The sequence below is a fragment of the Pseudomonas sp. S2_F03 genome, from assembly GCF_054668335.1.
The window spans coordinates 4886436-4898685 of the sequence record NZ_CP162759.1 but is presented as its reverse complement, the minus strand read 5'-3'; the positions used below and the strand labels follow the sequence as shown (position 1 = coordinate 4898685).

Annotated in this window: 9 protein-coding genes and 3 pseudogenes; 9 read left to right on the top strand and 3 right to left on the bottom strand. The window is 59.1% G+C overall.

All coding sequences use genetic code 11. The annotated features are described in order from the left end of the window. Positions 1-192: 192 nt before the first annotated feature. Positions 193-546: a hydroxyisourate hydrolase gene (gene uraH, locus AB4N76_RS22910; RefSeq protein ID WP_046027110.1), complete on the bottom strand. Its 354-nt coding sequence runs from the start codon at positions 544-546 to the stop codon at positions 193-195. A gap of 423 nt (positions 547-969) precedes the next feature. Here uraH and puuE point away from each other — a divergent pair, with 423 nt between their 5' ends. The 8 genes and pseudogenes from puuE to AB4N76_RS22870 all read left to right on the top strand — a co-directional run bounded on the left by puuE (position 970) and on the right by AB4N76_RS22870 (position 9019). Further along, entirely contained in the window at positions 970-1896 is a 927-nt protein-coding gene (gene puuE, locus AB4N76_RS22905; protein WP_460163560.1) for an allantoinase PuuE, read from the top strand. Next, positions 1893-2408 carry a 2-oxo-4-hydroxy-4-carboxy-5-ureidoimidazoline decarboxylase gene (gene uraD, locus AB4N76_RS22900; RefSeq protein ID WP_109787707.1) on the top strand — a complete coding sequence of 172 codons (516 nt, stop codon included), beginning with the start codon at positions 1893-1895 and terminating at the stop codon, positions 2406-2408. Before puuE ends, uraD begins: the two co-directional genes overlap by 4 nt. A gap of 89 nt (positions 2409-2497) precedes the next feature. Next, the gene (alc, locus tag AB4N76_RS22895; protein WP_046027113.1) at positions 2498-3493 is read left to right on the top strand and encodes an allantoicase; all 996 of its coding nucleotides are present in this window, start codon (positions 2498-2500) and stop codon (positions 3491-3493) included. A 128-nt stretch (positions 3494-3621) separates the two neighbouring features. Then, complete coding sequence (locus AB4N76_RS22890) at positions 3622-4125, top strand: ureidoglycolate lyase (RefSeq protein WP_008146154.1); 504 nt, start codon at positions 3622-3624, stop codon at positions 4123-4125. A 50-nt stretch (positions 4126-4175) separates the two neighbouring features. Further along, positions 4176-5492: a urate hydroxylase PuuD gene (locus tag AB4N76_RS22885; RefSeq protein WP_460163559.1), complete on the top strand. Its 1317-nt coding sequence runs from the start codon at positions 4176-4178 to the stop codon at positions 5490-5492. A 134-nt stretch (positions 5493-5626) separates the two neighbouring features. After that, positions 5627-6985 (top strand): nucleobase:cation symporter-2 family protein, encoded by a 1359-nt coding sequence (locus tag AB4N76_RS22880; protein ID WP_046027115.1) that lies wholly within the window; start codon positions 5627-5629, stop codon positions 6983-6985. 88 nt (positions 6986-7073) lie between these two features. Continuing rightward, positions 7074-7858, top strand: a pseudogene (locus tag AB4N76_RS22875) (outer membrane protein OmpK). A gap of 375 nt (positions 7859-8233) precedes the next feature. Continuing rightward, entirely contained in the window at positions 8234-9019 is a 786-nt protein-coding gene (locus AB4N76_RS22870) for an outer membrane protein OmpK (RefSeq protein WP_046027117.1), read from the top strand. A gap of 140 nt (positions 9020-9159) precedes the next feature. On the opposite strand, the pseudogene AB4N76_RS22865 reads toward AB4N76_RS22870, so the two are convergent. Both AB4N76_RS22865 and AB4N76_RS22860 read right to left on the bottom strand, forming a co-directional pair. Next, positions 9160-10331: pseudogene (locus AB4N76_RS22865) on the bottom strand (patatin-like phospholipase family protein). Between the two features lie 31 nt (positions 10332-10362). Further along, positions 10363-11298: a lipid A biosynthesis lauroyl acyltransferase gene (locus tag AB4N76_RS22860; RefSeq protein WP_460163558.1), complete on the bottom strand. Its 936-nt coding sequence runs from the start codon at positions 11296-11298 to the stop codon at positions 10363-10365. Positions 11299-11416: 118 nt separating this feature from the next. On the opposite strand from AB4N76_RS22860, the pseudogene minC reads away from it, so the two are divergent. Then, positions 11417-12153 (top strand): annotated as a pseudogene (minC, locus tag AB4N76_RS22855) (septum site-determining protein MinC). Positions 12154-12250: the final 97 nt, after the last annotated feature.

The following is a 12250-nucleotide window of genomic DNA, read 5'->3' as shown; positions in this document are numbered from 1 at the left end:
AGCATCGCGAGCAAGCCCGCTCCCACAGGGTTATGTGAGCGCCACAACTCCTTGTGGGAGCGGGCTTGCCCGCGATGGCGTCGGCACAGGCAACATTTCTCCAGACGAAAAAAAGCCCGCAGTGTGAGCGGGCGAAAGACCAAAGAAGCTATATGCGCAGTCGCTTCCAGGTTGTGGCAGCTGCTTGGGGGATCAGCTGCCGCGGTACGTGGAATAGCTATAGGGCGAAATCAGCAGTGGCACATGGTAGTGATCCTGCTCGGCAGAGATGCCAAAACGCAGCACCACCACATCCAGAAATGCCGGCTCCGGCAGCGCAACGCCACGGGCGCGGTAGTAATCGCCCGCATGGAACTGAACCTGATAGACCCCGGTACGGTAGTCATCGCCTTGCAGCAGGGGTGCATCGACCCGACCGTCGCTGTTGGTTATCGCGCTGGCGACCAATTCCAGCTGCGATCCTTCAACGCGGTACAACTCGACCTTGATCGAGCTGCCCGGGCAACCGTGTGCTGCGTCCAAAACGTGTGTAGTCAAACGTCCCATTGATTCTGCGCGCCTGCCTGCGTCAAGCAGTCAGACCTCGCGCCTCCCGAAGTCAGTTAAAAAAGGAGACCGCACCGGTTCGGAGCACGAAACGCTGCGGCGAGCGATTGATTAAGACACTTTTCAAAAAAATTGTACACAATAAAAACGACATATTTACCTCGACGCCCGCCAGTCGGGAATTTCCTGCGAATTTGCGCCACCTCATAAGATCAGAGGAGCCTCTACCATTTAGCTGACCGGTCAGGCAGGTTTCTTGCAGTATCATCAATTCATGACAGTTCGCGAAAAATGCAAAAATTCAGGCTTACAAAGTGAATATAAAGTTGTATACAATCAGCCCATCGCTGTGACGCCAGCCTGGCACTCAATGTTCAGGCACGTCGCGCCAACGTCATCACCGAATTAAGAAGGAAGACTGCAGTGAGCGCTGACTACCCACGCGACCTGATCGGTTACGGCAGTAACCCTCCTCACCCACATTGGCCGGGGAACGCCCGCATTGCCTTGTCTTTCGTACTCAACTACGAAGAAGGCGGCGAGCGCAACATCCTGCACGGCGATAAAGAATCCGAAGCCTTCCTCTCCGAAATGGTCTCGGCGCAGCCGCTGCAAGGCGCGCGCAACATGAGCATGGAATCGCTTTACGAGTATGGCAGCCGTGCCGGTGTCTGGCGGATCCTGAAGCTATTCAAGGAATTCGACATTCCACTGACCATCTTCGCCGTGGCCATGGCCGCCCAGCGCCACCCGGACGTGATCCGCGCGATGGTCGATGCCGGCCACGAGATCTGCAGCCACGGCTATCGCTGGATCGACTACCAGTACATGGACGAAGCCCAGGAACGCGAGCACATGCTCGAAGCGATCCGCATCCTCACCGAAATCACCGGTGAACGTCCGCTGGGCTGGTACACCGGTCGCACCGGCCCCAACACCCGCAAGCTGGTGATGGAAGAAGGCGGTTTTCTCTATGACTGCGACACCTACGACGACGACCTGCCCTACTGGGAACCCAACAACCCGACAGGCAAGCCGCACCTGGTGATCCCGTATACCCTGGACACCAACGACATGCGCTTCACCCAGGTCCAGGGTTTTAACAAGGGCGACGACTTCTTCGAATACCTCAAAGATGCGTTCGACGTGCTGTACGCCGAAGGCGCCGACGCACCGAAAATGCTCTCGATCGGCCTGCACTGCCGCCTGATCGGCCGTCCGGCGCGTCTGGCGTCGCTCAAGCGCTTTATCGAATACGCTAAGAGTCATGAACAGGTGTGGTTCAGCCGCCGCGTCGACATCGCTCGTCACTGGCACGACACCCATCCGTTCCAAGGGGCCGCGAAATGAGCACCTTTCAAACCGTCAAACCTTCGAGCCTGAGCCGTGACGCGTTCGTTGCCGCTTTCGCCGACATCTACGAACATTCGCCATGGGTGGCCGAGAAGGCCTTTGACCTGGGCCAGGACGCTTCGATCGACGAGATCGAAACCCTGCACCAGCGCATGAGCGACATCCTGTTGAGCGCCGATCACGCAAGCCAGCTGGCCCTGATCAACGCTCACCCGGACCTGGCCGGCAAAGCTGCCGTCCAGGGCCAGCTGACCGAAGCCAGCACCCATGAACAGGCTGGCGCCGGTATTCACCAATGCACGGCCGAAGAGTTCCAGCGCTTCACCGAGCTGAACGACGCCTACAAAGCCAAGTTCAAGTTTCCCTTCATCATGGCGGTAAAAGGCAGCAACCGGCATCAGATCCTCGCAGCGTTCGAAACGCGCATCCACAACTCGGTCGACACCGAATTCAAATGTGCGCTGGCAGAGATCAACAAGATTGCCCTGTTCCGATTACTGACCCTATAGCAAGCCTGGCCCGAGTGGATTCAAGAACGCTGATTCACCCAGGGCCTCGCAAGCATCCCAAGCCAACTTATTAAAGGCAGACAAGAAGAATGAAAGCTTACGCCGTACCTTTCGAGAAGTTCGTCAACCTGGCCGATGCCCGTTTGGGCACCAAAATCATCTCGGTCACCGATGACTGGTTCGCAGACGCCAACCGTCTGTTCCAACCGACCCCGGCCGTATGGAAGGAGGGCGTGTTCGATGACAACGGCAAGTGGATGGACGGCTGGGAGTCGCGCCGCAAGCGCTTCGAAGGCTACGACAGCGCGGTGATCCGCCTGGGCGTACCGGGCTCGATCAAAGGCGTCGACATCGACACTTCATTCTTCACCGGCAACTTCCCGCCGTCGGCCTCCCTGGAAGCCTGCTTCCTGGCTGAAGGCGAGCCGACCGAAAACACCCAGTGGGTTGAAGTTCTGTCCGCCGTCGAACTGCAAGGCAACAGCCACCACTTCCACGAAATCAACAACGATCAGGCGTTCAGTCACCTGCGCTTCAACATCTACCCGGATGGCGGCGTGGCCCGTCTGCGTGTGTACGGCGTGCCGCACCGCGACTGGTCGGCTGTTGGCGACAACGAGCAAATCGACCTGGCCGCAGCCCTGAATGGTGGCCGCGCCCTCGCCTGCTCCGACGAACACTTCGGTCGCATGAGCAACATCCTCAACCCGGGCCGAGGCATTAACATGGGCGACGGCTGGGAAACCGCACGTCGTCGCACGCCAGGCAATGACTGGGTGATCGTCGCGCTGGGTCATGCCGGCGAGATTGAAAAAGTCATCGTCGACACCCTGCACTTCAAGGGCAACTACCCGGACACTTGCTCGATCCAGGGCGCCTTCGTGAAGGGCGGCACCGACAGCCAGATCGAAACCCAGTCGCTGTTCTGGCGCGAACTGCTGCCGGCTCAGAAACTGGAAATGCACGCCGAACACACCTTCGCCGAGCAGATCAAGGCGCTGGGCCCGATCACCCACATCCGCCTGAACGTGTTCCCGGATGGTGGTGTGAGCCGCCTGCGCGTTCTCGGCAAGGTCGCTAAATAAGCGCTGAACCCAATCGCGGGCAAGCCCGCTCCCACAAGGAACTGTGGTGTACACAAAACCTGTGGGAGCGGGCTTGCCCGCGATAGCAATAGAACAGACAACAACGAATTCAAGGTAAGAAGACCAGCATGCGCACACTGACGATTGAACCGCTGACCAAAGAAGCCTTCGCCCCTTTCGGTGACGTGATCGAAACCGACGGCAGCGATCACTTCATGATCAACAACGGTTCGACCATGCGTTTTCACAAACTGGCGACGGTTGAAACCGCGAAGCCAGAAGATAACGCGATCATCAGCATCTTCCGCGCTGACGCGCAGGACATGCCGCTGACCGTCAGCATGCTGGAGCGTCACCCGTTGGGCAGCCAGGCGTTTATTCCGCTGCTCGGCAACCCTTTTCTGATCGTGGTCGCGCCACTTGGCGATGAACCTGTATCAGGCTTGGTCCGCGCCTTCGTCACCAACGGCAGGCAGGGCATTAATTACCATCGCGGCGTCTGGCACCACCCGGTGCTGACGATCGAAAAGCGGGATGACTTCCTGGTGGTTGATCGCAGTGGCACAGGCAATAACTGCGATGAGCATTTTTTCAAAGAGGATGAGCGTTTGATCCTCGCCCCCCACCAATAAGAGAAGGTCTGATCACTCGACAACAGAGTGACAGGCGAGAGGTAAAGACTGTGGAAGCACATCTGTTGGAATGGCTGAACCTGAGCGTGCGCTGGGTTCATATGATTACTGGCGTGGCCTGGATCGGTGCGTCGTTCTATTTCGTCTGGCTGGAAAACAACCTCAATCGGGTCAACCCGAAAAGTGGGCTGGCTGGCGATTTGTGGGCAATCCACGGTGGCGGTATCTACCACCTGGAAAAATACAAACTGGCTCCACCGACCATGCCGGACAACCTGCACTGGTTCAAATGGGAAGCCTACTTCACCTGGATGTCGGGGATCGCGCTGCTGTGCGTGGTGTTCTACTCCAACCCGACGCTCTACCTGCTGGCACCGGGCAGCGCCCTGAGCGGTCCTGAAGGCGTACTGTTGGGCATCGGCTCGCTGTTCGTCGGCTGGTTCGTCTACTCCTTCCTGTGTGACTCGGCCCTGGGCAAGCGCCCTGCCCTGCTCGGGTTCATCCTGTTCGTACTGATCATTGGCGCGGCCTACGGCTTCAGCAAAGTGTTCAGCGGACGCGGTGCTTACCTGCACGTCGGCGCGATCATCGGCACCATCATGGTCGGTAACGTGTTCCGCATCATCATGCCGGCGCAACGCGCACTGGTGGCGGCGATTGCCGAGAACCGCACGCCCGATCCGGCCCTGCCGGCCAAAGGCCTGCTGCGTTCGCGTCACAACAACTACTTCACCTTGCCGGTGCTGTTCATCATGATCAGCAACCACTTCCCGAGCACTTACGGCAGCCAGTACAACTGGCTGATCCTGGCCGGGATCGCGGTGTTGGCGGTGTTGGTGCGTCACTACTTCAACACCCGTCACGACAGCCACAAGTTCGCCTGGACATTGCCAGTCGCGGCAGTTGGCATGATCAGCCTGGCTTACGTCACCGGTCCCGCACCGATGACCAGCCCGGACGTGGCCAAGGCTCCGGCAAAAATCGAATACCAGCCGCTGCCGGAAACGGCGCTGGGTGGTGGTTTGAAACCTGCTGAAGCCAAGCCCGCCGAAGCACCCGCCGCCGCACCGGCCGCCGCACCGGCGCAAGCGTCCAACGCAGGCCCCGGTTTCGACAAGGTGCACAGTGTGATTCAGGAGCGTTGCGCGGTTTGCCATTCGGCCAAACCAACCAGCCCGCTGTTCAGTGCCGCCCCGGCCGGCGTGATGTTCGACACCCCCGAGCAAATCCGCCAGAACGCGGCGCGGATCCAGGCTCAAGCCGTCACCAGCCAGATCATGCCACTGGGCAACATCACTCAGATGACCCAGCAGGAACGTGATCTGATCGGTGCCTGGATTGTTCAGGAGCACCGACCAACTAAGTAGCAAAAGCATCGCGAGCAAGCTCGCTCCCACAGGTTTTGCATTGTCTGTGTGGGAGCTGGCTTGCCTGCGATTGGCCGCAACGCGGTCTACCTGATGCACAAAATCACAAGAATAAAAAAGATCCGAGGTGTTGCATGTCCGAGCTATCCGCAGCGCGCATCCCCGATGCACCCGCCATTCAGCGTTTGCCCCTTTTGCAACTGATCCTGGTCGGTCTGCAACATGTTCTGCTGATGTACGGTGGCGCGATCGCGGTGCCGCTGATCATCGGACAGGCCGCTGGCCTGAGTCGTGAAGAAATCGCCTTCCTGATCAACGCCGACCTGCTGGTCGCCGGCATCGCCACCATCGTTCAGTCGCTGGGCATCGGCCCCATGGGCATTCGCATGCCGGTGATGATGGGCGCCAGTTTCGCTGCGGTCGGCAGCATGGTCGCCATGGCCGGCATGCCCGGAATCGGTCTACAAGGGATCTTCGGCGCAACCATCGCCGCCGGGTTCTTCGGCATGCTCATCGCGCCGTTCATGTCCAAAGTCGTACGCTTCTTCCCGCCGCTGGTGACGGGCACGGTCATCACCTCGATCGGTTTGTCGCTGTTCCCCGTGGCCGTGAACTGGGCCGGTGGCGGCGCGAGCGCCGCTCAGTTCGGTTCCCCGATTTACCTGGCCATCGCCGCGCTGGTGCTGGGCACCATTTTGCTGGTGCACCGTTTCATGCGCGGTTTCTGGGTCAATATTTCCGTGCTGATCGGCATGTGCCTGGGCTACGTGATCTGCGGTGTGATCGGCATGGTCGACCTCAGCGGCATGGCCAACGCGCCGTGGGTTCAGTTCGTCACCCCACTGCATTTCGGTATGCCGAAGTTCGAACTCGCGCCGATCCTGTCGATGTGCCTAGTGGTGGTGATCATCTTCGTCGAGTCCACCGGGATGTTCCTCGCGCTGGGCAAAATCACCGGCCAGGAAGTCTGCCCGCGAATGCTGCGTCGCGGCTTGCTGTGTGATGCCGGCGCCTCGTTTTTCGCCGGGTTCTTCAACACCTTCACCCACTCCTCTTTCGCGCAGAACATCGGCCTGGTGCAGATGACCGGCGTGCGTTGCCGCTCGGTCACCATCGTTGCCGGCGGTTTGCTGATTGTGCTGAGCCTGCTGCCCAAGGCCGCGTTTTTGGTCGCATCGATTCCGCCAGCAGTGCTGGGCGGTGCGGCGATTGCGATGTTCGGCATGGTCGCAGCGACCGGAATAAAGATTCTCCAGGAAGCTGACATCGGTGACCGTCGCAATCAGTTGCTGGTGGCGGTGAGCATCGGCATGGGGCTGATCCCGGTGGTACGCCCGGAGTTTTTCGCCCACCTGCCCCTGTGGATGAGCCCGATCACCCACAGCGGTATCGCGATGGCCACCCTCAGCGCGCTGACGCTGAACCTGCTGTTCAACATCCTGGGTGGCGCAGAACGCGCAGCCATCAACGACTGCCACGCACACACCCATTGATCTGACGAACAACCAAGGGGGCCCGCCTGTGGTCAGCCCCCTGGCCACAACCTGCGCCTCGAACAATAAAAACAAGAGGGAGCAACAGATGATTCGGACGCAAACCAACGTGCTGTTGAGTGGTGGCCTGCTGGCCGCGAGTCAGGCCATGGCTGGCGATTTACTGCTGTGGCAAACCAACAGCCTGAGCTACCTGTACGGCAAGGATTTCGTGGTCAACCCGGCGATCCAGCAGACGATAACCTTCGAACACGCCGACCGCTGGAAGTACGGCGATAACTTTCTGTTCGTCGACAGCACCTGGTACAACGGCGAAAAAGACCGGAACAAAGGCGCCCACGCCTATTACGGCGAGTTCAGCCCACGCCTCTCCTTCGGCAAAATCCTCGATCGCCGTTTCGAATTCGGCCCGATCAAAGACGTGCTGCTGGCCATGACCTACGAAAGTGGCGAAGACGACACCGAGGCCTACCTGATCGGGCCCGGCTTCGACCTCGCTGTCCCGGGCTTCAACTTTTTTACCTGAACTTCTATTACCGTCAGACCGAAGGCTCGCGCCCCGGCGACGATGTCTGGCAAGTCACCCCGGCCTGGTCCTACACCCTGCCATTGGGCAACTCGAACGTGTTGATCGACGGCTACATCGATTGGGTGGTGGACAACGACCAGAACTCACACGGCACCTATCACGCCAACCTGCACTTCAACCCGCAGATCAAATATGACCTGGGCAAAGCCCTGGGCTGGCGTGAGAAACAGGTGTACGTCGGCGTCGAATACAGCTACTGGAAAGACAAATACGGCATCGAGAACACCTCTAACTTCGACACCAATGAAAACACCACCAGCCTGCTGGTGAAGGTGCATTTCTAAGATGACCGGCAACCGTGCCCCAAACCTGTCGTCGGTGCGCTGTTGCGGGGCACTCGAGACCTGGCCAAGGAGTCAGTATTCTCCGCGGCCGCCTGAATCCGCTTTAAAAAAAAGCCCGGATTTAATTCCTGACCAGAAGGCCAACTTATCCCGGCTCTGGACGGTACCAAGGCATTCCACCCCCTCTCAATCGACTGTTCTTGAGCAGCCGAGCGGGAGTTTTTTTTGCTTTTTGAAAGCCTTGGCGCAGCTCTTGCTAACAGCATTAAAGCTGACCGATTGGATGATTTTTTGCCGCTACAGAAACAGGCGCCACACCAGAGCGCCGACCTTAAAAAAATAACGTGGAACCACCTACTTTTTGGGAGCAACCGAATGAAACGTACGTGCACTAGCCTGATGTTGGCGGGATCGATGCTGGCCGGGGGCCAGGCCATGGCCGGCGACTTGCTGCAATGGCAGACCAACAGCCTGACTTACCTCTACGGTAAAGAATTCAAGGTCAACCCTGCCATTCAGCAGACCGTGACGTTCGAACACGCCGATGGCTGGAAATACGGCGACAACTTCTTCTTTATCGACAAGATCTTCTACAACGGCAAGGAAGACGCCTTTGCGGGCAAGAACACTCACTACGGTGAGCTCAGCCCGCGCTTGTCGTTCAACAAGATTTTCGACCAGAAATTCGAACTCGGCCCGATCAAAGATGTACTGCTGGCCATGACCTACGAGTTTGGTGAGGACGATACCGAGTCCTACCTGATCGGCCCGGGTTTCGACCTGGCTATTCCGGGCTTCGACTACTTCCAGTTGAACTTCTACAACCGTCACACCGAAGGCGATCGCCCAGGCGACAACGTCTGGCAAATCACCCCGGTCTGGTCTTACACCATTCCAGTGGGCAGTTCGAGTGTGCTGATCGACGGTTACATGGACTGGGTCGTCGACAACGACGTCAACAGCCGAGGCGAATACCACGCCAACCTGCACTTCAACCCACAGGTCAAATATGACTTGGGCAAGGCGCTGAATTTCGGTGCGAAGCAGCTGTATGTCGGTGTTGAATACGACTACTGGAAAAACAAATACGGGATCGAAGATTCCGGTGCCTTTACGACCAATCAGAACGTGACGAGCCTCTTGGTGAAGTTTCACTTCTGATCCGGCTGTAAGTGGCGTCTGCGAGGACGCCATCGCGGGCAAGCCACGCTCCCACAGGGTTTCAGGTCGTTCTCAAATTGTTTAAACGACACAAAACCCTGTGGGAGCGTGGCTTGCCCGCGATGGCCGCACCACAAGTCTCAAGCCGGGACCACAGACTCCACCAATCCCAGAAACCGGCAAAGCTCCCCACGCTTGGCCAACGCATCGCGTCGCCCCAGCTCAATCAATTCGCTGCAATACCCCGCCTCGAACAGCAAATAGCTCAACACCCCGCCCCGCTCGTCTTCGTAGCCCCAGGTCCACGCAGAAACAGGCGCAACGCTGCCGGTAATTCCTGCCGATGCCGCGCCGCAATCTCGTCGATCGGCTGACTCGGCGAAATCACCAGCACGTCTACCGGCGCCACGCCCAGCGCACGGGTCGGCGTACCATCGGGCATCAAGTGACTGAACTGATTCAGACGCTGCAACAGCTCGATGTCGCTTTCCAGGCTATCAATGAACGTACTGTTGAGCATGTGCCCGCCAATCTGCGCCAGCGTCGGCTGTTGCCCGGTGTAGGTGCGTTGCAGCGGTTGCTGCGGGTCGACGCCACGCGGGTTGCCGCTGACACCCACCACCAGCACGCGGCTGGCGCCCAGGTGCAGCGCCGGGCTGATCGGGGCGGATTGGCGCACGGCGCCGTCGCCGAAGTACTCCTCGCCGATTTTCACCGGGGCGAACAACAGCGGAATGGCGGAGCTGGCCAGCAAATGTTCGACACTCAATGCAGTCGGAACGCCGATGCGCCGATGACGCAACCACGAATCGATAGTGCCGCCGCCCTGATAGAAGGTGACGGCCTGACCGGACTCATAGCCAAACGCAGTCACCGCCACCGCCTGCAATTGCTTTTGCGCAATGGCCTCGGCGATGCCGGCCATGTTCAGTTTGTCATTGAGCAAACCGCGCAGCGGCGAACTGTTCAGCAATGCCACCGGCACCTGAGCGCCGATGCCCAACAAGCTATGACTGACAAAGCGGCTGGCCTGGCTGATCACGCCGGGCCAATCGCTGCGCAATACCAGATGGCTGCGAAAGCCCTGCCAGAACGCCGTCAGTTTTTCGATCGCGCCGCGAAAATCCATCGCCCCACTGGCGAGGCTGACGGCGTTGATCGCCCCGGCCGAGGTGCCGACGATCACCGGAAACGGGTTACTTGCGCCCACCGGCAACAGCTCGGCAATCGCCGCCAGCACACCCACTTGATACGCCGCCCGAGCCCCACCGCCGGAAAGAATCAACCCTGTAACCGGTTCAGCAGGACTCATCGCAACACTCCATGGCGCTTAAAGGGATCGGTCACTCAACCGCGTTTTTGTACAGCTTCGGCTCGCCCGGTGGACGGCTCTTGAAGCGGCGGTGAGCCCAGAGGTATTGCTCCGGGCATTCGCGCAAGGCGCCTTCGACCCACTGATTGATGCGGATGCAATCGGCCTCTTCGGTTTCGCCGGGGAACCCTTCGAGTGGCGCATGAATCACCAGTCGATAGCCGCTACCGTCCGCCAGGCGCTCCTGAGTGAACGGCACCACCAACGCCTTGCCCAACCGGGCAAACTTGCTGGTGGCGGTGACCGTTGCGGCCTGAATGCCGAACAGCGGCACGAAAATACTTTGTTTGGCGCCGTAATCCTGGTCCGGCGCGTACCAGATCGCCCTGCCCGCGCGCAGCAATTTGAGCATGCCGCGCACATCGTCGCGCTCTACGGCCAGCGAATCGAGGTTGTGCCGCTCGCGACCACGGCGCTGGATGTAGTCGAACAGCGGATTTTTGTGTTCGCGGTACATGCCGTCGATGGTGTGCTGCTGCCCCAACAGCGCCGCGCCGATTTCCAGCGTGGTGAAATGCACCGCCATCAGGATCACGCCCTTGCCCTCGAGCTGAGCCTTTTTCAGGTGCTCCAGTCCTTCGACATGGGCCAGTTTGGCCAGGCGCTGACGCGACCACCACCAACTCATCGCCATTTCGAAGAAGGCGATACCGGTGGAGGCAAAGTTTTCCTTGAGCAGCCGCTTGCGCTCGGCGGGCGATTTCTCAGGGAAACACAGTTCGAGATTGCGTTTGGCAATGCGCCGTCGGTCGCCGGCCAGGCGATACATCACGGCCCCCAAGAGGCGACCGATAAACAGCAACGCCGGATACGGCAACTGCACAACCAGCCACAACAGCCCCAAGCCACACCACAGCGGCCAGAAACGCGGAGAAAGAAATGCTGTTCGAAAACGCGGGCGATCCATTAAAGGTTCCGGAAAGACAATGGCCGGGCATTCTACATCGTTCGACCCGGCTTGCGGCTTGCGGGCGTTCTCGTTATAAGTCTCGGCACTTTTAGTGACAAGCCGTTGTATGCCGACCATGAGCCAAACCGAACTGCAAGACCAGGATCCCGTGTTCCAGTTGAAGGGCAGCATGCTTGCCATTACGGTGCTGGAACTGGCCCGCAACGACCTCGAGAACCTTGATCGGCAACTGGCCGCCAAGGTCGCACAGGCACCCAACTTTTTCAGCAACGCCCCGCTGGTGCTGGCCCTGGACAAGCTCCCGGCCAGCGAAGGCGCGGTGGACTTGCCGGCCCTGATGCGTGTCTGCCGTCAACACGGCCTGCGTACCCTGGCCATCCGCGCCAGCCGCATCGAAGACATCGCTGCCGCCATTGCGGTCGATCTGCCGGTGCTGCCGCCGTCCGGTGCCCGTGAGCGCCCGCTTGATCCGCTCGAAGGCCAGGTGAAGAAAAACCGGAAAAACCACCGGAACCGACTATCAAACCGACGAAAATCATCACTTCGCCCGTACGCGGCGGTCAGCAGATTTATGCACAAGGCTGCGATCTGGTGGTGATTTCCTCGGTCAGCCCGGGTGCGGAACTTCTCGCCGATGGGAACATCCATGTATACGGCCCTATGCGCGGCCGGGTATTGGCCGGCGTCAAAGGCGACACGAAAGCCAGGATTTTTTGTCAGCAAATGAGCGCTGAACTGGTGTCCATCGCAGGCCACTACAAGGTTTCCGAGGATCTGCGTCGCGATCCCTTGTGGGGTGCGGGCGTACAGGTCAGCCTGTCCGGCGACGTGTTGAACATCATTCGGCTTTAACGGATACTGCCGCATTTTCCAAGCATCTCTAAAACGTAGCGAAAACGGCTCAAACGAAGTAGGAAAACGGCCAAAGGCAGTGTTTACCGGAGGTAAA